This is a genomic window from Marinitoga sp. 1154 (assembly GCF_013363285.1).
In the GTDB taxonomy this organism is placed as follows: Bacteria; Thermotogota; Thermotogae; order Petrotogales; family Petrotogaceae; genus Marinitoga.
Genome location: NZ_LBFB01000001.1, coordinates 147553 through 171924, shown reverse-complemented (window position 1 = coordinate 171924; position 24372 = coordinate 147553). Strand labels below are relative to the sequence as shown.

20 protein-coding genes are annotated in these 24372 nt (G+C 26.2%); 16 read left to right on the top strand and 4 right to left on the bottom strand.

The genetic code is table 11. From position 1 onward, the window contains the following. The first annotated feature begins 180 nt into the window (after positions 1 to 180). From XO12_RS00850 to pruA, 13 genes are all read left to right on the top strand, one after another. Complete coding sequence (locus XO12_RS00850; RefSeq protein ID WP_047264811.1) at positions 181 to 654, top strand: UPF0158 family protein; 474 nt, start codon at positions 181 to 183, stop codon at positions 652 to 654. 13 nt (positions 655 to 667) lie between these two features. Further along, positions 668 to 3952 (top strand): PD-(D/E)XK nuclease family protein, encoded by a 3285-nt coding sequence (locus tag XO12_RS00845; protein ID WP_175419530.1) that lies wholly within the window; start codon positions 668 to 670, stop codon positions 3950 to 3952. A 12-nt stretch (positions 3953 to 3964) separates the two neighbouring features. Further along, positions 3965 to 7144, top strand: coding sequence for an exodeoxyribonuclease V subunit beta (locus XO12_RS00840; RefSeq protein ID WP_175419529.1), 3180 nt, complete (start codon positions 3965 to 3967; stop codon positions 7142 to 7144). A gap of 44 nt (positions 7145 to 7188) precedes the next feature. Next, positions 7189 to 7500 (top strand): hypothetical protein, encoded by a 312-nt coding sequence (locus XO12_RS00835; RefSeq protein WP_047264814.1) that lies wholly within the window; start codon positions 7189 to 7191, stop codon positions 7498 to 7500. A gap of 15 nt (positions 7501 to 7515) precedes the next feature. Continuing rightward, entirely contained in the window at positions 7516 to 8703 is a 1188-nt protein-coding gene (locus XO12_RS00830) for an exonuclease SbcCD subunit D (RefSeq protein WP_047264815.1), read from the top strand. Next, on the top strand, positions 8684 to 11494 hold the full coding sequence (locus XO12_RS00825; RefSeq protein WP_175419528.1) for an AAA family ATPase: 2811 nt from the start codon (positions 8684 to 8686) through the stop codon (positions 11492 to 11494). Before XO12_RS00830 ends, XO12_RS00825 begins: the two co-directional genes overlap by 20 nt. 142 nt (positions 11495 to 11636) lie before the next feature. Continuing rightward, the gene (locus XO12_RS00820) at positions 11637 to 12776 is read left to right on the top strand and encodes a hypothetical protein (protein ID WP_047264817.1); all 1140 of its coding nucleotides are present in this window, start codon (positions 11637 to 11639) and stop codon (positions 12774 to 12776) included. 16 nt (positions 12777 to 12792) lie between these two features. Further along, entirely contained in the window at positions 12793 to 13995 is a 1203-nt protein-coding gene (locus tag XO12_RS00815) for a hypothetical protein (RefSeq protein WP_047264818.1), read from the top strand. Positions 13996 to 14457: 462 nt separating this feature from the next. After that, positions 14458 to 14772: a (2Fe-2S)-binding protein gene (locus XO12_RS00810; protein ID WP_047264819.1), complete on the top strand. Its 315-nt coding sequence runs from the start codon at positions 14458 to 14460 to the stop codon at positions 14770 to 14772. After that, positions 14759 to 16294 carry an FAD-dependent oxidoreductase gene (locus tag XO12_RS00805; RefSeq protein WP_047264820.1) on the top strand — a complete coding sequence of 512 codons (1536 nt, stop codon included), beginning with the start codon at positions 14759 to 14761 and terminating at the stop codon, positions 16292 to 16294. The genes XO12_RS00810 and XO12_RS00805 overlap by 14 nt, the downstream gene beginning before the upstream one ends. Further along, positions 16294 to 16572 carry a (2Fe-2S)-binding protein gene (locus XO12_RS00800; RefSeq protein WP_047264821.1) on the top strand — a complete coding sequence of 93 codons (279 nt, stop codon included), beginning with the start codon at positions 16294 to 16296 and terminating at the stop codon, positions 16570 to 16572. The genes XO12_RS00805 and XO12_RS00800 overlap by 1 nt, the downstream gene beginning before the upstream one ends. Next, complete coding sequence (locus XO12_RS00795) at positions 16562 to 17704, top strand: FAD-binding oxidoreductase (protein ID WP_047264822.1); 1143 nt, start codon at positions 16562 to 16564, stop codon at positions 17702 to 17704. The genes XO12_RS00800 and XO12_RS00795 overlap by 11 nt, the downstream gene beginning before the upstream one ends. Positions 17705 to 17720: 16 nt before the next feature. Further along, a complete protein-coding gene (gene pruA, locus XO12_RS00790) occupies positions 17721 to 19340 on the top strand; it encodes an L-glutamate gamma-semialdehyde dehydrogenase (protein ID WP_047264823.1) in 1620 nt (539 codons plus the stop codon). A 116-nt stretch (positions 19341 to 19456) separates the two neighbouring features. Here the strand turns inward: pruA and XO12_RS00785 are convergent, their stop codons facing one another. Next, complete coding sequence (locus tag XO12_RS00785; RefSeq protein ID WP_047264824.1) at positions 19457 to 19861, bottom strand: hypothetical protein; 405 nt, start codon at positions 19859 to 19861, stop codon at positions 19457 to 19459. Positions 19862 to 19864: 3 nt separating this feature from the next. Continuing rightward, positions 19865 to 20536 carry a DNA/RNA nuclease SfsA gene (sfsA, locus tag XO12_RS00780; protein WP_047264825.1) on the bottom strand — a complete coding sequence of 224 codons (672 nt, stop codon included), beginning with the start codon at positions 20534 to 20536 and terminating at the stop codon, positions 19865 to 19867. A 106-nt stretch (positions 20537 to 20642) separates the two neighbouring features. Here sfsA and XO12_RS00775 point away from each other — a divergent pair, with 106 nt between their 5' ends. Continuing rightward, positions 20643 to 21416, top strand: coding sequence for a TIGR00266 family protein (locus XO12_RS00775; protein ID WP_047264826.1), 774 nt, complete (start codon positions 20643 to 20645; stop codon positions 21414 to 21416). 114 nt (positions 21417 to 21530) lie between these two features. On the opposite strand, the gene nadD is transcribed toward XO12_RS00775, so the two are convergent. After that, the gene (gene nadD / locus XO12_RS00770) at positions 21531 to 22100 is read right to left on the bottom strand and encodes a nicotinate (nicotinamide) nucleotide adenylyltransferase (protein WP_047264827.1); all 570 of its coding nucleotides are present in this window, start codon (positions 22098 to 22100) and stop codon (positions 21531 to 21533) included. 5 nt (positions 22101 to 22105) lie between these two features. Further along, on the bottom strand, positions 22106 to 23434 hold the full coding sequence (obgE, locus tag XO12_RS00765) for a GTPase ObgE (protein WP_047264828.1): 1329 nt from the start codon (positions 23432 to 23434) through the stop codon (positions 22106 to 22108). A 65-nt stretch (positions 23435 to 23499) separates the two neighbouring features. On the opposite strand from obgE, the gene XO12_RS00760 reads away from it, so the two are divergent. Beyond that, positions 23500 to 23745: a DUF370 domain-containing protein gene (locus XO12_RS00760; RefSeq protein ID WP_047264829.1), complete on the top strand. Its 246-nt coding sequence runs from the start codon at positions 23500 to 23502 to the stop codon at positions 23743 to 23745. Continuing rightward, positions 23742 to 24338 carry an ATP-dependent Clp endopeptidase proteolytic subunit ClpP gene (gene clpP, locus XO12_RS00755; RefSeq protein ID WP_047264830.1) on the top strand — a complete coding sequence of 199 codons (597 nt, stop codon included), beginning with the start codon at positions 23742 to 23744 and terminating at the stop codon, positions 24336 to 24338. The genes XO12_RS00760 and clpP overlap by 4 nt, the downstream gene beginning before the upstream one ends. Positions 24339 to 24372 lie beyond the last annotated feature (34 nt).

Genomic DNA, 24372 nt, shown 5'->3' with positions numbered 1-24372 from the left:
TAGATAAAAATTCACTAAAGATATTATAGGGGGTATTTAAGTTAGGAAAAAGAATAATATGATAAGGAGTGAATTTAATTTAGAGAGAGTCATTCCAGGAAAAAAGCAAAAAATAAATCAAAGGAAAGAAAAGATTTGAATTTGCACAATTTAAAAATACTATGAAAGGGGGGAGAAACTATGAAAGTTAATATAAAAGAACTTGTAGAAGAAATGGATGCGCAATTCTCAGAAACAACCAAATATTATAACAAAAAAACAGGTGAATTTGTTACGATTGAAAACGACTTTCTTTCAAAAGCTGAGTATGATGATTATGATTATATCTATTCAAAAGCTCAAGATTGGGAAAAAGAAGAGTTGAAATTAGCAGATGCTATATTAACTTATCCAGAAATCTATATTCCAATACCCTCGCAATATGATATTTATGAATATAAGATTATGAGAAACTTTTCTATTTATATGGTTGATGATGAAACTTCTGAAATTTTATTAAATGCACTTAATGGTAGAGGAGCGTTTAGATTTTTTAAATATGAAATCTCCAGGCTTGGTTTAAGAGATAAGTATTATGAATACAAAATGGAAAAATTGAAAGAAATTGCTATAGAGTGGTGTGAAGAACATGGATTAGAATATTATGAGGAATAGCAGGAGGAATAATATGAAAAAAATAGAGATTATTGATATAAAACGTAATCATTTTGAAGAGTTAGGGGAAATTATTCTTCCCTATTATAAAAAAGACCCGATGAATTTTTTGTTTATAGGTCCATCTGGTGATTATGTAAAGCAAATTGCTGAAAGTGTTGCGAGGAAAGTTGATAAAACTATTAATAGAGATGCTTTTAGGGTTATAAATCAATATGCTGTTGAAATATTTAGAAAATATGAACCTTCATCCCTGTTTATAGACAGGGATTTTTTAAAATCATATATAGCAAAAGAAATGGAAGATTTAATAGAAAAAGAAAAAAATAATCCACAATTCAAAAATTATGTAAAAACCCTTTCAAAATCAAAACGCTCAATTGATTATCTCCTTGAAATTTTTGAAAGAAAATGGGAGATTTCAAGAATAGACGATGAAAATATTATTTCTTCAAATGAATTATATTCAGAAATAGATAAAGATGTAGATGGTGATAGCAATCTGTATAAGCTATATAAGCATCTTGAAGAAAAGCTGGAAGAAATACTCAATACAAAATTCGACAATTCTAAAAGTATAGATAAAAATTATGACCAGATTAGTATATATAAATGGTTCTATAATGAACTGCCTAAACTTGAAAAAACCTTGGGAAATACATTGTTCATAAGCGGTTTTTTTGATATACCACCTATTTTGACTAAAGTATTAAAAACAATGTTTAATATGTTTGACAATGTTATATTTTTTGCTTGGAATCCGATAGATGAAGAATCATTCAAAAGTCTTGAAAGAATATTATACTTTTTAAAAAATGAAGGTTTTGAAATAAATTATCATAAATCAGAATTAAAAGAATTATTCAAAGGTATATACATACAAAAAACAGTATTTAAAAATACTGTATTAGAAATAGAAAATGTAGCAAAAGAAATAAAAAGAAAAATAATATATGAAAATAATCAACCTCAGGATTTTGGAATAATTGTTCCTGATACACAAACTGCGAATGCATTTGCTGAATTTTTTGAAGAATTAAACGTTCCATATAGATTGAAAAATGATATTCCATTATCAGAAAGCGTTATAGTTTCAAAATTATTATTACCATTAAAGGCGAAATACTCAGGATATGAAGTAGAAGATTTGCTTGCATTAATAGAAGCAGGATACGGAGGAGAACGTTCGTTATCAATTGATGAAATTGAATCGTTATTAAAAGCTATTAATCTCTATTATGACTATCCAAAGTCTACGCTTAAATCAAGAAAGGAAAAGTGGTTAAATACAATTTCAAAATATCTAAAAGAGATAAAAGCAGAATTAAATATATCTGATGAAAAGGAAAGATTAGAAAAACAGGAAGAACAATTTAACGAATTATTGGAGTTAATGCACACACTTTTTAACCTGTTAGAGAAAATAGATATAAATGATTTTGAAATTACATATTACAGAGAACTTTTAAATATCTGGATAAATGAAAGAATTATAAACATAAAAAATATAGAAAAAGTGGAAAGTGAATTAAATGCATTATATAAATTTCATGAATTATTACTCACTCTTGAAAAAAATCTGAGTCGTTTAATAGACGGTGAAATTAAGCTTTCCAAATTTTATAACATACTTTCCAGTTTAATAGAAACAGAAAAATTTAGAATTTCTGAAAGATATTCAAATACAGTAGAAATATTCACATTAAATGATTCAAGATTTGTACATAAAAAATACAAGATATTTGTATCTTTTACTGACAGAAATTATCCATCAATCGCTGTAAATCCGTTATTATCACAAATCACACAAACAAATAATTATTCAAAAATTTCCGAATTGCAATTCAGAGAAAACCTTTATATTTCCATGCTTTTTTCTGATAATGTAATATTTACCTATCCAAAAGCGACATTATCAGGAGAAGAAATACTCTCTTCTCCATATGAAAAAGATTTTGAAAAATTATTTAAGGTTAAAGATTGGGATTTAAAAATAAAAGGTGAAGAAATTATTCCCGTAGACACATATGAAATTTTTTCTTTAGAACAGGCTGCATTATACTTTGCATATAATAATTTAAAATCTGATATAAAAGAGATAAATAGTGTAATTACAGAAATAGAAGATTTAAAAGTAAAAAGAGATAATTATAACTGGATGTTGAATGATGAAATAAATACTGGCGATATTAGCCATAATAAGATTTCAACATATGTAGACTGTCCATTTAAATATTATCTGAAATATATAGCAAATATAAAAGGTAATAAAGATTTTTCCATTTTCTATACAGGAAACTTAAAACATCGTATAATGAAAAGATTATTCGATAAATATCCGGCATATAATTCTATTTTTAGTCTTATTCAGAATGAGAAAATGTTATATAACGAAATAAAAGAAATTGCTATGGAAGAATGGGATAATTCCGGCGTAGAAGAATTAAGATCATATAAAATAGTAAAGGAAATAGAAATAGAAGATATAGCCAGTGAGATGGTTATAGTTGTGAAAAAATTAGTTGAGTCATATATATTCTTTGGTAGTAGTAGAGCCAAAAATAACCTGGATAAAAAAACAATATTATACAATAAAGTTTTGAAAAGCGAATATTCGGTTTCCGGAAGATATAAAGATTATAATTTTTTTGCTCGTATTGATAGGATAGATTTGCTTGAGGAAGATATAAGGTTTGATATGGATAAAAAGAAAGAAGAATTAAAACCTGTGGAAAAAATAGAAAAAGAAGCATTATCTATAATAGATTATAAAAATAGCAAAAGTTTTCAAAGTGAACAATTGTTGTTTTACTATTATATATTATTAAGTAATCCAGATTGGGAATCAAAAATAAAAGGAAAATCCATATTTTTAAGTTTTCTTCCAATGAAGGAAAAAGAACTGGGGAAAAAAGATAGCTTAAAATGGATGAAAATTGAAGATAACAATATATATATAAAATATCCCGGTAATTCAACGTCATATAGTAAAACTCCTCTAAAAGAATTTGAAAAATGGTTTGATGATGTAATAAAAGCTATTAAAAGTGCAGAGTTTTATCCTGCATTCATTGATGATAAAAATAAATTAAAATATAGATTCTTAGATTATTTAAGGATGAAAGAATATAATGTTCAAAACTCCAGTGAGAAATATTATACATGTGATGGTGGATATAATTCAAATGGTAAAGATAATAAATGTGAATATTATAGATTATGTAGTGTTTTAGGCTGGGGAAAATATATTAACCTAAAAACAAGAGAACATGTAAAATCTAAAAAGAACTCTAAATAATGAGGTGAAAAAATGTCTAAAATTTTAAATATAGATAAAATGAAAAAAAATGTTGATAAGAATTATTTTATTTCTGCTTCTGCCGGAACAGGAAAAACATACACAATAACTCAATATTATATAGCTATACTGGAAAAATACGAAAAGGAAAATAATCCGGATATTGTTCAGAATATTCTTGCAGTAACATTTACCAACAAAGCGGCGGGGGAAATGAAAGAAAGAATCCTCGAAGAAGTAGAAAAAAAATTAAACATAGAAGAAAACTATAAATACTGGCGTGAAATAAAAACAAACCTAAATCGCTCATGGATAATGACAATAGATAGTTTTTGTTCGAGAATATTAAAAGAAAATAATATCGCAATAGGAGTAGATCCGAATTTCACTATAATTAATGAATTAAAGATGAATATAGAAATTGAAAAATCGGTATATAACACATTAAAAATATTATTTACCATCTATGAAAATATTATGGATAATAAAAGACTTGATATAGATGAAATTACATTTTTTATTTCTCCAGAAAGACGTGAAACAGTAAAAATAATAATAAATGAAATTCTTCAAGACAAAAAGCGATTTATAATAGCTTTGAAATATATATTAAAGGAATTAAAACTTGATACATTTAAAAAAGTACTTTTAGATACATTAAAAAATTGGAGAACAGAAATGAAAATGAGTTCAATCCCAACATTCGAATTGCCAAATCCTGATTTTAATAAAGTATTATGGTTGTTTAAAAATGCTGTATTAATTGCTCAGGAAATATATAATCTATATACAGCAGATCAATTTCAATATGATTTTAAAGGTATACTTGGCAAAACATTGGAAGTTTTAGAAGATAAAAGGATAAAGGTTAAATATCAAAATAAATTCAAATATATTATCGTTGATGAATATCAGGACACGAACTTCCTTCAAAAAGCATTATTTGATAATATTCATACAGAAGAAAATTATATATTCTATGTTGGTGACAGGAAGCAATCAATATATAGATTCAGAGGAGCAGATGTCTCTGTTTTTGCTGTTACAGAAAATGATTTTGATGAAAATAGTAAATTTCAATTAAGGATTAATAGACGTTCGAATTCAGAAATAGTAGAATTTGCAAATGAATTTTCTGAAAAGATATTATTTAGTGAAGAAACTATAAAAAGTTATGAAAGTGTAAAAAGAGTGTATAACGATGTATATAATAATCTTTTATTTAGTAATAATAAGGATTTTTCCGAATATGAAAAAAAAGACGAAAATGATATTATTCCATCCATTTCGAAGAACAAAAATGATAAGCACAGAATAAAATATGTAATAAACACAGAAGACGAATATGAAATAATTGCGAAAACAGTGCAATCATTAATTGGTAAAAAAATGAAATTCAGAAAAAGAGAAAATGGGAAAATTATATTTGAAAAAAGAGAAATAAAATACAACGATATAGCTATATTATTAAGGGAATTAAAAAATTCAGAAGAGAAAATCAGAAAGGCATTTAAAAAGTACAATATACCGTTTTATATAATTGGAAGTAAATCATTTTATGATAAAACAGAGGTTCAAACTGTATTTTCCGCATTAAATGCTATTCAAAATCCAAATAATGACTTGAATTTAAGTGGTTATATAATGTCTTTAATGGGTGGTATGACTTTTGAGAGATTAAATGAATTTATAAAAATAAAAAATGCAAAAAAATATAATTCATTATACAAAACTATACAGGAAAATAAAGATAAACTTTTAGAAAGTGAAAAAAGAGCGTTTGAAGTACTGGAAAAATATGTGGAGTTAAAATATTATTTAAAGCCAACACAAATATTAAAAGGTGTTATAACAGAAAATAATTACCTTTCAAAATTAACATTATATACAGATTCCTACTATGCTATAGCAAATGTAAAAAAATTGATTGATGAAGCAGAACAATATAACACACTTGCAATATCTTTTGCTGAATTGATGAGACTCTTAAAAAAATCATCAGAAATCTCAGAAAGTGAAGCTGCTATCCTTGATGAAAAAGAAAATGTTGTAAAAGTATTGACTATTCACAAATCAAAAGGTCTTGAATTTCCTATTGTAATACTTGGTGGATTAGGAGGAAAAATAAATTTGAATTCAAGTGAGGAAACTGGAGAAAAAGTAAATACTTCTGACGAAAAAACAGAATTTTCCTTACCAAAAGATAATGTGAGATATTTTGTCCTAAAAAAGCTATTCTTAAAAACAGTAAAAAATGCTGATATACCTTTAACAGATAAAGAAAAAATAAATATTGAACTTGGAAAAGAATTTCCTAAAATGTTCGATATAAATAAATTTCTTGAAGACACTGAAATTTTAAGATTAATGTATGTTGCAATAACAAGACCAAAAGAAATGTTAATACCTATAATCGCTGCTACTAAAGATAAAAAAGATAATAATGAAATAAAAAATATTTCGGATTTATTCATGAAATTGCCATATAAAACAAGAGATATAATTATGGCAGAAGAGCTTGACATTAGTGAAATAGAGATTTCGCACAATGAAAAACAGGAAAAAGAAATAAAAATAGAAAAAAAGCAATTAAAAAATCTTATGGATTTTGCATATAAAAAATACATAGCGCCAACGTATATTATAAATGAATTAAAAAAAGAAGAAATTGCAGACGACCTAACAGAAGAAGGTTATATAAAAATTGAAACGGATGATTTACTGTCAAATGAAGATAAATTATTAAAAGGTTCAGAATTACATAATTTAATGGAGAGTATAAACAACTTTAATCAAATACAATATTTAATAAAAAATGGAGATTTGCCAGAAGCATTAAATAATGATACAATAAAAAGATTATTTTCCATTAAAAGATTTAAAACAGAATGGAGATTGGTAAAAAGATTGGAAATTGAAAATAAAGAATATATGATCTTTGGAGTACCTGATAGAGTTATTTTTGATGAAAAAAACAACATAGAAGTGTTGGATTATAAATATTCTGAATTAAATAATTTAGAAAAAATAGAAGATTATAAATTTCAATTACAATTTTATATGTATCTCTTAAAAGATTTTGGAAATCCCAAAAAAGGATATATTATAAGTCTAAAAAATGGGAATATAATTGAAGTTGAATATGATAAAAATTTTGAAAAAGAATTAAAAAAACAAATAAGCATGTTATAATTAAGAGTGTATGTTTACAAATCTATACTCTATGGGTGATTTATATGAATATACTTGAAGAAATCTTATTTAATTACCCACAGGAAAATGTTGATTTTGGAACAATAAAAAAAGATTTTAAAAATTATACAGGAAAAGAGTTAAATGAAAACAAAATGCTAAATCTAAAAATTTTAAAAGAATATAATAAAAACCATTTTCTCACTATTGGTGGTGCATTGTTAATTGGAAAAAATGATGTTGAAAAAATTTTGAATGTAAGAGAAAGAAGAGCACGTAGTATTTTAAAAGACTATGTGGAAAAAGGATACCTTAAAAGATATGGAAAAGGTAGAAATACTTATTATAAGCTTTAAAAAGGAAGTGATGAAATGAAAATATTACACACATCTGACTGGCATCTTGGCAGAAGACCTGTTGGTGGAATAGGTGAATATACAAACAAAAGATATGAAGATTACTTTAATGCAGCTGAATATATAGTGGATAAAGCTATAGAATTATCTGTTGACATATTTTTGATAAGTGGTGATTTATTTGATAAAAGCACATTATTACCTGATATATTATATAGAACAGAAAAAATTTTGGAAAAATTAAAAAACAATAATATTATTACATTGATAATAGAAGGAAACCACGATAAAATATATAATTCAGATGATTCATGGATCAATTATCTTGAAAATAAAAACCTTGTAAAAGTTCCAAAAATTTTTATTAATGAAGAAAAAATAATTTTTGAACCAATTAAAATCAAGGATATAAATTTCTATGGACTTGGTTATCCAGGTGCATTTATTGATAAATATCTACTAGATTTAAATGATCAATTAAATCCTGATGAAAAAAATATAATTATGGTACATACAGCTTTAGCAGGAGAATTTCTTCCAGGATGTATTTCTTCTGAAAATATAGATATTTTAAAAGACAAAGTATTATATATAGCAGGTGGTCACATTCATACATTCAAAACATATCCAAAAGATAATCCTTTTTTCTTTATTCCTGGTTGCCCTGAATATTGGGATTTAAATGAAAAAGGTAAAAAAGGTTTTATTATTTTTGATACAGAAACAAAAGAATATGAATTTTATCATTCTCTAAAAAGAAAAATATTAAGACGTGAAATAGAATACAATAACAACTTTGAAATAATAGAAAAATTTATTGAAGAATTGGAATTTGAAAAAGATGAAGAAATTATCATATTAAAAATAAAGAATAGTTCAAAATTTTCATTAGATACGGAAAAAATAGAAAAATTACTAAAAGAAAAAGGAGCATTGAAAGCTGTTGTGCAGATTGACCATGTTTATGAAAAATCAAACGAAGAATATTATGAAATTACTGATAAAAATGCTATAGAACGTAAAGTTGTTGAGAGCTGGGATAATATATTTTCTGCTGACAGTAAAAAAACAGTTAAATTTTTAGATAAATTAAAGAGTATGGAGCATGAAGGAATTAAAGGTGAAGAATTATTTGATGTGTTTGATAATTTTTTGAGTTCTTTTATTATTGAAGGTGATATAAATGAAAATAAAAAAAATTGAATTAAAAAACTTTAGAAATCATGAAAGTTTAAAATTAGAATTTGAAGATGGAATTAATCTTTTACTTGGAAAAAACGGCAGTGGAAAAAGTTCGGTTTTTGAGGCTTTAGGAATAGTATTATTCAATGTTGAACCACGAAATGGACAATTAAAAGATGCTGTAAAAAAAGGTAGCAAAGTTGCAGAAATATTTGTTGAATTTGTTGGAAATGATGGTGTTGAATATATTGTAGAAAGAAAAATTGGAAATCAATCTAAACATCTATTGAAAGATAAATATGGAAAAGTAAATATAAACAAAAGAGTACCTGAAAAAATTGGGGAATTAGCAGGTATAACAGGAAAAAATATAAAAGAAATATTTAAAGGTGTGATTAGTGCATATCAAAATGATATAGTAAATATTTTCTTATTAAATCCTTCTGACAGGAAAAAGTATTTTAATAAAATATTTGATACAGAAGTATATGAAAGTATCTTTAAGGATTTAAACGAAGTCGAAAGAAGATATAATCAAAATATAGAAAACCTAAAAAGTAAAATAGAAGTTTATAACGGTAGTTTAAAAGAATTTGAAAATATAGAGATTGATATTGAAAAAAATAGAAAATTATTAAATGAAAAAATTAAAGAAGAAGAAAAAAATAAAAATGAATATGACTTACTTAAAAATAAAAAAATTGAAATACAGCAAGAAATTGATGCACTAAAAACATTAGAACAACAGATTAAATTATTGGAAAATAATTTAGAAAGTTATAACAGTCAGAAAGAAAGTTTAAATTTGCAAATAAGTGAATCGGAAAATGCAAAAAAAATAGTCGAAGAATCAAAAGATAATTATTATAAATATCTTGAAATAAAAAAAACTCTGGATGAAAAAACAAAAAAAGAAAATTTCTTGAGAAATCAAGAAAAGGAAAAAAATCAATTAGAAAAGGATATATATTCTTTTAAGAATAATTTAAACACATTGGAAGAAAGAATCAAGAATATTCAAGAAAATATAAAAGAATTAAATCAATATATCGTTGAGTATAGCAAGGACTATGATGAAATTAAAAGTACTATAGATTCAAAGAAAGAGAAATTTCAAAAGGTTTTAGATGAATATAATAAACTAGAAAATCAAAAACAATTGTATCTACAATTATTAGAACAGAAAAAAGAATTTATTAGAAAAATTGAAGAATATAATAAACATATAGGTGAAGAATATGATTTAAAAGAACGTTTAAAAGAAAATATTTTAAAAATTGAAGAGTTGAACAAAAAAAAGGATGAATTAGATAAAAAAATACAGGAAAAAGAAAAGTTAAAAGAAGAATTGTTATATATAAACAAGGACATTGAAAATACAGAGCAGTCAAAAAAACAATTATCTGGCGGATTATGCCCAATTCTAAATGAAAAATGTAAAAACCTTGAGGAAAAAGAAGGTGGAACTAATTACTTTGAAATAAGGCTTATAGAGTATAGAAAAAAGAAAGATATATTGGAAGATAAATTAAAAAAACTAAATACAATTGAAAGTGAAAAAAAAGAAATTGAAGAAAAATTGAAAACTATTGAAGTGAATAAACAAATGATTTTAAAACAATTAGATGAATTGAAAGATATAAAAAATAAAAAAGTTGAAATAGAAAAAGCGCTTAATGTATTAGCGAAAAAACATGGCGATATAAATAAAAAATCAACCGAAATAGATATTAATTACAAAAAGTATTTAGAGGAAAAAAGTGTATTAATCAATGAAATACAAAATTTGGAAAAACAAAAAATTAAATTAGAAAAACAATTGAAAGAAGCTGAAAACAAGCTTGAAAATTTAGAAAAATTTTTAAAGAAAAATATTGAGTCAATTGATGAATTAAAACTTAAAATAAAAATAAATAATGAAAAATTAAGTAAATATATGGATTTAGAAAATAAAATTAATAAAATACAAGTTGATATCAAAAATTTAAAAAGTGAAATTGAAAAATTAGAACCATTCTACAATAATTATATAATCAACAAAAAAATTGCAGACAAACTGAATATACTGAAAAATAAATTGAAAAATCTAAATAGTGAAATTGAAAGTGAAACTAAAAAATTATTAGAACTCAAAAAAAGAATTGAAAAATATGAAAATTTAGGAAAATTAAATAGCGAAATAAAAAAAATAGAAGAAAAAATCTCAGAAAAACAAAAAATAATAATTGATTTAAATACTGAAATAGGAAAATTAGAAAATGAATTAAATAATTTGAGAAAAACATTGGAAAAAAGAAATGCGATTTTAAAAGAAAAAGAAAAATTGGATAACGAAATAAAAATTTACTTAAAAAAATTAGAATTGACGAAAGAGTTTAGAGATAAAATAAAAACAATGGGAAATTATGTAAGTGAAGAATTTACCAAAACAGTCTCAATAAAAGCAACTGAAAACTATATAAAAATGTCTGGAAAGAATGAAAAAATAATCTGGGATTCTGAAGACAATTATCAGGTGAAAATTCATGATGATATAAAAGGAGAAAGAAATTTTAGTATATTATCCGGTGGAGAGCAAGTAAGTGTTGCGATTTCAATAAGAGTAGCTCTTGCTAATTTTTTATCAAAAGCTAATATTTATTTACTTGATGAACCTACCATAAATCTTGATGAAGAAAGAAGAAATATGCTTGCAGAAAATCTTAAAAATATGTTAAATGAAATAGAACAGGCATTTATTGTAACTCATGATGGAACATTTACGGAAATGGCACAAAAAGTTATAAATTTTGAAAGTCCATCGAAATTTTAATAAAAATCCCGGAATTTTCGAATATTTATATTAAAAAGTGTTGTAAATGAGATATATAGAAAATTATAATAGTTTTTATAAGAAAAAAGTAAAGTAATGGAAGTTTTGAATATTATGATTTTCATTGAATTGGAGTGATAAAATGAATTTTTATATAGATAAACATTTTCAAATAATTTTAATTGATGCTTTTCTTGAAGAATCATATGTAATATATAAAAAATTTGATAAAATTCTATCTCTTGATGAAATTTCAAAAAAGATATATGATAAAATCATTTATTATGAATATTATAAATTATTAAATGAAATAGAAAAAGATGAGAAAATAAACTATTGTGATGCTAAAGAAAAATATGATGATAGTTTTATGAAACTATATATTCCCATTAGAAAAATAAGTAAAAAACATTATGAATTTATGAAAAATTTTAAAAAAAAATATTCGGAAATAAAGTTAAATTATTGTTTTAATGATTTTTGGAATGTATCGATGTTTGATTTTTATATAATTATAAAAAAATCTGAGATTGACTTTTTCCTTGAAAAATTTGAAGAAAAATTTTTAAATGATTATACTTTAAAACATATTCCTGTATTTTCTCCATTATATAAAGGGAAATATCCGATAATATCATCGTATAGTTTTTACAGAGCGCTTAGTAGATTAATTATTATGTTTTTTGAAAGTCGGACTCAACCAATAACTTTTAATAATTTTTATAAATATTTAAATAAAAATTATTTTGAAAGCAATATAAAAAAAGTTTTTGATTATTTTTATTTTGCAAATATAGATATTCTTAATATACCAATTTCAGATTTTCAAGAACCAAAATTAGTTAAAAATTTAAAATATCTTGATACAAAGAATATAATTTTAGATATATTAAATATTGAATATAAAAGAAATGAAGAATATTTAGAGCAGAAAAGAGAAGCTGAAAGACTTCATAAAGAAAATAGAAAATTTATAAATAGACTTATAAGTGATATAGAAAAAATTTTATTAAAATGGTTGGATCAAAATAAAAATAATTATAAAAAAAGAGTATATGTTTTTGAAAAAGATTATAGAGGATCAAAATATTTTGAAGGATATATAAATAAAATGGATAGATTTGATATAGAAATAATTTTAGATGATATAGATATGTTTGGAGATAAATATTTAAATTTTAGAAGAAGTAGACCTTTATTTTATTCAGATAAGATTTTTTTACCTATAGAATTATTTGATGATGTTAAAAAATTAATAAAAGAAGATTTTGAAAAATTTTAATAATTAGGAGGATAAGATGAATATAGATATAAATGTTCAAAAAAGTTTAATTGAATATGAGATGAAGAATATTTATGAAACCGTATATCTTGAAAATAAATATATTTTTGAAAAAAATGAATTATCAAATATGATATATGAATCTCTTAATCGCGTAAATGAAAAAAATAAAACAATAGAATATATTAGTACTGAAAAATACAAAAATAAAAATTCAAAAATATGGCACAATGAAGATTACTATTGGTATTATTTTGGTTTTAATGACGCAATAAATGAAACACGAAACATTATAAAAATATATATTCCAGTAAGAAAAAGTAAATTAGAGTATCATACCTTCTTTCAAGAACTTTATCACAAAAATAAAGAATTAAAATTTTTATATAAAATATCTAAGTTTAAAAGAAGAGAAAATTTAATACTATGGTGTTATAAAAATGATATAGATTTTATTTTAAACCAATTTGAAAATGCATTTGAAAAAGATTACTCTCAATCAAACATATCATTATTTACGCCATTATATAAAGGTAAGTATGGTATAACAAGAGAATTTTATCCAAGTTTTAATAAAATATTATCTGACGCTTTATTGGAATTTTTCTATATAGAACCTGAAACTATATCGTTTTCCAATTTTTTGTCTTTTATTGATAAAAATTTTGAAAAGAATAATTTTTTAATGATCAACTTTAAAGATTTATTATCTAAAAATAAAGAATTTAATATATTAACTATAGATAGGAATGACTTTATTGTTGAAAAAAACAGAAGTTTAGAAAGATTAAAAAATAACAATCATAGAAAATCTGTTGATTATAAGAGGAAGCTAATAGATTTTTTTAATTATGAAAGGGAAGTTATAAAAGAAAGTAGTCAATTTGTAGAAAAATACGAGAGAAGAGTATATTATGCATATGAAAAAATATCTGAAGTTTTCGTTAAAATAGAAAGTATATTAGAAACCTGGTTTTCTAAAAAAGCGGCTATAGATGAAACAGTAATAATATTTAAAAAAGCTCGGAAAGATTTTGAATATAACTTTTATTATGGAAAAATAGTAGAATTAGATAAAAAACTAAAAAAAATAAAAATTGAAACAAATATTGAAAATAAAACTGAAGAAATTACCTTTGATCTTAGTATTTATAGAATAAACAAGGAATTTTTTTTCATTCCTGAAAAAGAAATACAAAATATTGATTTAATATTTTAAATATTTAGTCTAAATAGAATGCAAATGTCAAGTAACTTTCTAATTCTTCCATATATGTATTTAAAAATATATCAAGATTATATTGATATACTCCTTCGTATAATTTTTTCCTTTAAACATCTGTCCTCCACGTTTTTTATATACTCTATGTATTTCTTCATAAGTTCGTTTATTTTTAGTTTTCCATCTTTTGTAAAGTATTTTAATAAGTTTTCATAAAAATTTATTATATCATAAAATCGTGATATTCCATTTTTGAAAGTTAAGAATTAAAGTTTGAGCATTTTTGTTTTTTAGATGGTCTATAATTAATATTTGTTTTTTTAGTTTAAAATATGACGTTATAAGAAGTTACGGTTAATTAATTCGTAATACTAAGTAAAGATAATTTATTTTAAAGTTTTTATATATTAAGCTTTGTTGTATAATGTTAATGAAAGTTTTTTCACAGGGGGGGATAATTTGAGAATTCAAGAGCATCCAATTTTAGAATTTAAAAGGAGAAAAAAAATTAAGTTTTATTTTGAAGATCAGGAATTATATGGTTATGAAGGAGATACTATTGCTGCGGCGCTGCACGCTTTAGGAATTTGGGAATACAGAGAGGGTTTGAAAACAAAAAGACCAAGAGGTTTGTTTTGTGCAATAGGACATTGTTCTTCATGTTTAATGGTTGTTGATGGTGTTCCAAATACGAGAATTTGTATTACACCATTAAAAGAAGGAATGGTAGTAAAAAAACAAAAACCAAAGGGTGATTTAATTGAGAGAGTATGATATTTTAGTTATAGGGGGAGGTCCAGCTGGGATAAATGCTGCCTTGAGTGCAAGTAGAAAGGGATTAAGAGTATTACTTGCAGAGGAAAAGGAATTTTTAGGGGGACAATTGATTAAACAAACACATAAATTTTTTGGTTCAAAGGATGAATACGCAGGAACAAGGGGTATTCAAATAGTAAGAGAATTTATTGAAAAGATTAATAACGATAAAAATATAGATTTAATGTTGTCGGCGATGGTAATGGGATATTATGAAGATGGAGTAGTAACGATATTAAAAGATGAAAGAATGTTTAAGATAAAACCCAAAAAAGTAATTGTTGCAACAGGTGCGTTTGAGAGGTCATTGCCATTTGAAAATAATGATTTACCAGGAATTTTTGGAGCTGGTGCGGTCCAAACACTTATGAATGTATATGGAATTTTGCCTGGAAAAGAAGTATTGATGGTTGGTTCTGGAAATATTGGTTTGATTGTTTCGTATCAACTGACACAGGCTGGAGTTAAGGTTAAAGGAATAGTTGAAATTTCAGAAAAAATTGGTGGATATCTTGTTCATGCTTCTAAAATTAGAAGGTTAGGAATTCCTATATATACATCATATACGATAATAAAGGCACTGGGAGGAAGGAAAGTTGAAGGTGCAATAATTGAAAATGTAAAAACACATGAGAAAAAAGAGATAAAATGTGATGTTGTATGCCTTGCAACTGGATTAAGTCCTTTAGGAGATATTTTAAATCAGATGGGTTGTGAGATGATGTATATTCCTGAGCTTGGCGGATTTGTTCCAGTCAGAGACGATAATTTAAAAACAACAATTGATAATATATTTGTCGCTGGTGACGTTGCTGGAATTGAAGAGGCTACTGCTGCAATGCTCGAAGGAGAACTTGCAGGTTTGTATGCTTCATATGAATTGACCGGTGAATTTGACAAAAGGATAAATGAGATAAAAAATAGATTGGCTGAATTACGAAAAACTTCCACAAAGATAGTTAGTGGTTTAAAAAAGTTAAATTTAAATGTAGATTTTATAATTGAAGAGCAGGAAGAATTAGACGAATTGCATAGAAATGGAATTCCAGAAAAAGAAAGAATAGAAAGTGTTTCAAATACTGAAAAGGCAAAATTTGCTGTAATAGAATGTTTTCAAAAGATTCCTTGTAATCCATGTGTAGTAAGTTGTCCTACGAATGCTATAAAAATGGATACTTTAAATGGACTACCAAAATTGGAATATGATTTGTGTACAGGATGTGGTAACTGTATAGGTGTTTGTCCTGGTTTGGCAATATTTGTTGTTGATAAGAAAAAATCGTCTGTTTTCTTGCCATATGAGATGTTACCATTACCGGAAAAAGGTGAAAAAGTAGATTTATTAAATAGGAAAGGAGAAAAAATTGCAGATGGAAAGGTTTTGTCTATCAGAAAATTAAAAGACAAAACAAATATAGTAGAAGTAGAAGTTCCAGAAGAATTGATTATGGAAGTAAGAAACATCGAGGTGATGAGATAATGGATGAAGACAAAATTATTGTATGTAGATGCGAAGATATTACTCTTAGAGAAATTAAAGATTTAATAAAACAAGGATTCACTACTGTTGAAGAAATAAAAAGAGTTTCAAGAGCTGGAATGGGGCCATGTCAGGGTAAAACTTGTGGTCCAATTATTGCAAGAGAAATTTCTAAATTTACTGGAAAACCAATAGAAGAAGTTTATAATCCACATAACAGACCACCATTTGGAGGTATTTTCTTTAAAGAGATTGTAGGTGGGAAATATGAAAAATAAGGCTTCTGTTGTTATTATTGGCGGAGGAGTAATAGGGGTATCCATAGCATATAATCTTGCTAAAGCTGGTTTGAAAGATGTAGTTTTACTTGAAAAGAAATACCTTGCATATGGAGCTACGGGAAGATGTGGGGCAGGAGTTAGACAACAATGGGGGACAAAACAAAACTGTATTTTATCCCGTGAAAGTGTGAAAATATTTGAAAATATAAATGATATACTTGAAACAGATATAAATATAGAATTTAAACAAAAAGGATATTTGCTTTTAGCATATACAGAAAAAGAGTGGAATCAATTTAAGAAAAATGTGAAGTTACAGAATTCTCTTGGTATAAATTCAAAACTTTTAACTCCACAAGAAGCTAAAGAGATAGTTCCATTTTTGAATACTGAAAAGTTGCTTGGGGCTGCATTCCATGACAAAGATGGACATGCCAATCCGTTTTTAACAACCATAGCTTATGCGCAAGCTGCAGAAAGATTAGGAGTTGAAATTAATAAAGGTGTAGAAGTAAAGGATATATATGTAAAAAATGGAAGAATTAAAGGTGTTTATACAGATAAAGGATTTATTGAAACAGAAAAAGTTGTAAATGCAGCTGGAGGCTGGTCTGGCGAAATAGGTAAGATGGTAGGTGTTGATTTACCTGTATATTCTGAGAGGCATGAAATACTCGCTACAGAACCTGTAAATGAAATACTTGGACCAATGGTTATGTCTTTTTCTTACAATATATACTGCCAGCAAACACCGAATGGTTCATTTGTGATGGGTGAGGGGCCAGAAAAAAGTGTAGAAAAAAACATTAAGAGCACATGGCAGTTTCTTGAAAGCATGGCTGAAAAAGTAACATGGCTACTTCCACCAACAAAAAATTTAAGAGTTGTACGTCAATGGGCGGGTTATTATAATATATCACCTGATCATCAACCAATAGTTGGTGATTGCAAAGAAATTGAAGGATTTTATATGGCAATAGGTTTTAGCGGACATGGATTTATGCTAGCACCAGCGGTGGGAATTTTAATGAAAGATATTATTTTGAGTAATAAGTTAACATGGGAAGTTATTCTTGATATTGGTAGATTTGAACGTAATGAAATTATTACTGAACCATCAGTAGTTTAAAAGGAGGGATAGAGGAATGTTTAACAGTATTTTTGTTATGGAAAGACCAAAAAATGAACCTATTTTATCTTATGAGCCAGGAACAAAAGAAAGGGAAGAATTAAAAGAAAAATTAAAAGAATTATCTTCAAAAGAAATTGAAATTCCTTTAATAATCGGAGGAAAGGAAATAAAAACTGGTAATTTAGGAAAATGTATAATGCCTCATAATCACAAGCATATATTAGCTCATTATCATATTGCTGGAGAAAAAGAAATAAAAATGGCTATTGAAAGTGCATTAAAAGCAAAAGCAGAATGGGAAAGTTATTCGTATATTGATAGAATTTCAATATTTTTAAAAGCCGCTGAATTATTATCTACCACATGGAGAAACACATTGAATGCTGCAGTAATGTTGGATCTTGGGAAAAATGTTTTCCAGGCAGAAATTGATGCAGTGTGTGAATTGATTGATTTCTTCAGATTTAATTCATATTATGCAACAAAAATTTATACAGAACAACCCCAATCTTCCAAAGGTATTCTTAATAGAATGGAATATAGAGCTTTAGATGGATTTATTTTTGCAGTTCCGCCATTTAATTTTGCGTCAATTTCTGGGAATTTACCAACAGCACCTGCAATAATGGGTAATGTTGTATTATGGAAACCTGCTTCATCTGCAGTTTATACTGCCTATTACATAATGAAATTATTACAAGAAGCCGGTTTACCAGATGGAGTTATTAATTTTATTCCAGGCCCAGGTGCTAAAGTTGGAGAAATAATCTTTTCAAATCCAAATTTTGGAGGAGTACATTTCACAGGATCTGTTAATACATTTAATTCAATGTGGGAAATGATAGGCAAGAATATTAGAAACTACAAATCGTATCCAAGAATTGTAGGGGAAACTGGAGGAAAAGATTTTGTAATCGCTCATCATACCGCAAATAGAAAAGCATTGATAACTGCATTGATAAGAGGTGCTTTTGAATATCAAGGACAAAAATGTTCAGCAGCTTCAAGGGCATATATTTCAAAAAGTGTTTGGGATGACATAAAAGATGAGTTAATAGAAACTACGATGAATTTAAAAATGGGTTCCCCAACAGATTTTTCAAATTTTGTTAATGCAGTAATTGATAAAGCAGCATTCAAAAAAATAACTGGTTATATTGAATATGCGCGGGAAAATGCAGAAATATTAGTTGGTGGAAAATATGATGATTCTATTGGTTATTTTATAGATCCTACAATTGTTTTAACAGATGATCCGCACTTCAAAACAATGGAAGAAGAAATATTTGGACCTGTATTGACAGTATATATATATGATGATGATAAATATGAAGATATTTTAAAACTTTGTGATAAAACATCACCCTATGGTTTAACAGGTTCTATTTTTGCACAGGATAGAAAAGCAATTCAAATGGCTGAAAGAATATTGGTACATGCTGCGGGTAATTTTTATATAAATGATAAACCTACAGGTGCTGTTGTTGACCAGCAGCCATTTGGAGGTTCAAGAGGTTCCGGAACAAATGATAAAGCAGGCAGTTATCTCAATCTTTTGCGATGGACATCCGCCAGATCAATTAAAGAAAACTTTAATCCACCAACAAATTATACTTATCCATTTATGAAATAAAACAAACCAGGGGAAACCCTGGTTTATAATTTATTAACAAAAAATTTTTTAAAAACATTTTTTGTATTTAGTATATACTGTTTTCAATAGCAAAAATTGGGAGAAATTCCATTTTTCTACTTTGAAATAATTTTCTGTAATTTATTTGATATATGATAAACCTTTTTTAAAAGTTTATCTATATAAAGTTTATTATTAAATTCGTTATAAACATAATTTTCTATATATAATAATAACCGAATTAATTTATTTATATCTTTATTATTATAATTTTTTTTTAGATTATCGTATACATTATCTAAAGCAGAAATTATAATAGCATATTTTATTACTTCATTATTTGAAATTGTGCATATATCACTAATTAACTTAATTTCAGGTATTATATTTTCTTTTACGCTAATAATTTTCTTTGCTTTCTTAATAAGCAAATTCTCATTATTTTTAAATTGTTTCAAATATTCTATTATTTTTATATAATCATATTCTAAGTTTTTAAAAAAAATATCATAATTAGACATTTTTCACACCTTTTCCATTAGTATATCAAGTTTTCTTTCAAAAATAATCAAATTATTTTTGAAAGAAAATAAAAGTGGAAATATTTTTATACCTTTATTATATGCTTCGAATAATTTTTTTGAAAATTCTGGATCCGTTTCATAATTAGGTGAAAAATATACTGCTTTTGAAAAAACTAAAAAATAAATATGACTTTCATAACCTTTTTCTTTAAGTTCTATTAGTTCGTTTAAATGTTTTAATCCGCGTTTTGTAGGTGCATCAGGAAACTTAGCAATATTATTTTCAGATAAAGTGCATCCTTTTATCTCTATCCATATTTTTTCATTTGCTAAAAAATCTATTCGGCTATTATTATATTTGATTTCTGGTTTTAAATTTTTATATTTTTTTCTTAATATATTTTCAGCAATATATCTATGATACATTGAATTTACCAAAACAAATTCCTTAGATTTTTTTGCAGCAATTAAATCATATTTTGTTTTTCTTGTATTGCTATCTACCTTTTTAACTAAAACATTGTTATTTTTATAAAGAAGTTCTTTTAATCTGCCAGGATCATGAATATGAACATCTTCTATTTTATCATTTATTAGAATTTTAGCTAAATATCTGTTAACTCTCTTAATAAAAATACCTTTCTGAGTATTTTTTATTTCCAATATTTTCATGTTATCACCTGATATAATTATATCATATTATTATTTAACTTTGAAATTTTGAGAAAAGAATAATATGATATAATGTGAAAGGGAATAAAATTTAAGGAGGGATTTCATGGCTGATATTATCGATTATAAAATTATTGGAGATGATATGCAACTTGTGGAAATTGAACTTGATCCAGGCGAGGGAGTTAGAGCTGAAGCTGGAGCTATGATGTATATGGATGATGGAATTGAAATGCAGACCAACACAGGAGGTGGCTTTTTTAAAGGATTAAAAAGAATGTTCGTTGGTGAAAGCTTTTTTATTACAAATTTTATTAATGTCGCTTATGGAAAAAAACATGTGGCATTTGGAGCGCCATATCCTGGGAAAGTTATTCCAATAGATTTAAAAAGATTTAATGGTGAATTTATATGTCAAAAAGATAGTTACTTGTGTTCTGCAGCTGGTATAGAAATAGAAATAGCATTTACTAAAAAAATTGGTGCAGGATTATTTGGTGGTGAAGGTTTTATTTTAGAAAGATTAGTTGGGGATGGAATGGCTTTTATTCATGCAGGCGGCATGATAATTGAGAAAAATCTTATGCCTGGAGAATCGTTAAGAGTTGATACAGGGTGTATTGTCGGCTTTTCTAATACAGTAGATTATGATATTCAATTTGTTGGAGGTTTTAAAAATGCCCTTTTTGGTGGAGAAGGAATGTTTTTAACAAGAGTAACAGGACCTGGAATTGTTTATTTACAAAGCCTTCCATTTTCCAGACTTGCTGATAGAATCTATTCTGCTGCAAGGTTTTCTAATAAAGGTGAAACGCGTGGAATCGATGGAATAGGAAGTAATTTATTGGGAGGTCTATTTGGTGGCGACACGAGATTTTAATAATAAAAAATGGAAGCTACAAAAGCTTCCATTTTAGTTTTATAATGAAGTATTTCTAAAAAATAATATAAATAAGTTTGAATTTTTGGACATCCTTGTAAGTATTTAATTTTTCTAATTATTATTTTTGTAATAATTTATAACTTCATTACTAATTTTATCATCTACCATTCCATAAATACTGAGGTCTTTTTTTATTCTATCTCGTATTTCTGTTGAAGAAATTTCTATTAAAGGTGAATTTAAAAATATGTGAGGCAAATTATAGTTGTCAAATTTTAACTTTTCTGAGTATCTTTTATATACAACTAATGTTACTTCTTTTAATAAATCTTTCCATTTATACCAGGTATGGAAATTAACCAGCGAATCTTCTCCTATTAACAAAAAAATTTCACCGTTATATTTTTCTTTTAAATATGTGACTGTTTGATAGGTATAAGAAGGCTTGGGTAATATTTCTTCTATATTGGAAATTATAAATCTTTTCTGTGGAAAAGTTTTTTTACACCAGGAAAATCTGATTTTAAAATCAGCAATGTCATTATTTTTTAATTTATGTGGTGGAATTACAGCAGGTATAATTAAAAACTTGTCTGGTTTCAAATAATCGTATGCATATTCTGCAATGATTCTATGACCAATATGTGGTGGATTATAACTCCCCCCAAAAATAACTATCATAAAAATCACTCCATATATTCAAATGCGAAATTTCCTAAATAAACTGTGTCTCCTTCTTTTACACCGATATTTTTCAATGTTTTTTCTAAACCACTTTTCTCAAGTATCTCTAAAATCTTAATTCTCGCATCTTTTTGTTCTATTGGATATTTTTTTAAGAGAATTTCCACTTCTTTTCCTGTAACTTCATATATTCCTTCATCCCATTTTATGATTTCAAACCTTACTTTTTTGGGAATTTCAATATCTACAGGTTTAATGTCTAATTTTAATTTTTCTGGAGCATTTTTTAAAGATTTTAATATTTCTTTCTGTCTATCTATTCTCATTTCTTTGATATTATTCCATATTTCATTTAATAATTTATCTACATTCTTTTTTGTAGCTGCAGAAATAGGTATTATCTTCTTACTTATCTCATTTTCTAATTTTTTAATTCTTTTATTTAATTCTTCATCATCTAATAAATCAGATTTATTTACTACTATAATCTCTAATTTTTTTGCCAATTCAGGAGAAAATTTTTCCAATTCTTTTCTTATAGTATAATAATCATCTTGAACTTTTCTACCTTCACTTTCTGAAATGTCTAACATATGAACCAAACAATAGCATCTTTCCACATGTTTTAAAAATCTATCTCCAAGGCCAATGCCTTCATGTGCTCCGGGGACTAATCCAGGTATATCCGCAACAACAAATGTATTTCCGTCACCCATGTCAACTACACCTAAGTTTGGTATTAAAGTAGTAAAATGATAGTTGGCTATTTTTGGTTTAGCATTTGATATTACAGATATTAAAGTTGATTTCCCCACATTTGGATAACCTATGATTCCAACATCCGCTAAAACTTTTAATTCTAACTTTAATATTTTTACTTCGCCTTCAACTCCTTTTTCAGCTATTGTAGGAGCCTGAATTTTTGAATTCATAAAATGAACGTTTCCTTTTCCTCCCTTTCCACCCCGCGCTACGACAACATATTGATTTGGATATTTTAAATCTGCAATTAATTCATTTGTTTCATAATTATATACTAATGTACCAACAGGAACTTCAATAATTAAATTTTTCCCGTTTCTACCATGCATTTTTTTTCCCTGCCCATTTTTTCCATTTTCAGCTCTAAACTTCTTTTTGAATCTAAAATCTGTTAATGTATTTTTTTCTATTTTCGATACAATAATTACATTTCCGCCATCACCGCCATCTCCACCATCCGGACCACCTTTTGGAATAAATTTTTCTCGCCTAAAACTGACGATTCCATCACCGCCTTTTCCTCCGAATACAGTAATAATCGCTTCATCAATAAATATATTTTCACTCATTTTATCGCCTCCGTTTTGATTTTTTAATATTTTCGGTGTATAATATAATTCATGGAGGTGAAAATATGGCTATCATAAATGTAACAAAAAACTCTTTTTTAGTTGCGGAAAGGATACATTCTATTATACCAGAAAAATTCGCTCATTATAAGAGATTAAAAAAAGAACATCAAAATACAACAAGTTTGGTTGATTTAACTTATGGAAAAAGTGTAAGATCAATAATATTTACAGATAGTGGCCATATGTTTTTATTGGCTCTTCCAGTGGGAAAAATATTTGAAAAAATAAGGAAGGTGAATTCACAATGAGTATGCCAATACCAGTTGTAGTTGAATCTACAGGAAGATATGAAAGAGCTTATGATATTTATTCAAGATTGTTAAAAGATAGAATCATATTTTTAGGATCAGATGTTAATGATTATGTTTCAAATTTAGTTGTCGCACAATTGCTTTTTTTAGAAGCACAAGACCCTGAAAAAGACATATATTTATATATTAACAGTCCAGGTGGTTCTGTAACTGCTGGTTTAGCGATGTATGATACAATGCAATATATAAAACCAGATGTTGCTACAATATGTATAGGGCAGGCAGCATCAATGGGAGCTGTATTATTGGCAGCTGGAGCAAAAGGAAAAAGGTTTGCCTTGCCTAATTCAAGAATCATGATCCATCAACCATGGGGTGGTGCTCAGGGAACGGCTAAAGATGTTGAAATTCAGGTTCAAGAATTATTAAGAATTAAAAAAATGCTAAATAATATATTAAGCGAACATACAGGTCAGGATTTAAAAACAATAGAAAAAGATACAGATAGAGATTATTTCATGTCCGCTGAAGAAGCTTTGAAATACGGTTTGATCGATAAAGTTATTAAAAGCAGAAAAGAAATAAAATAAAGTATCAGGGCGCAAATGCGCCCTGATACAATAA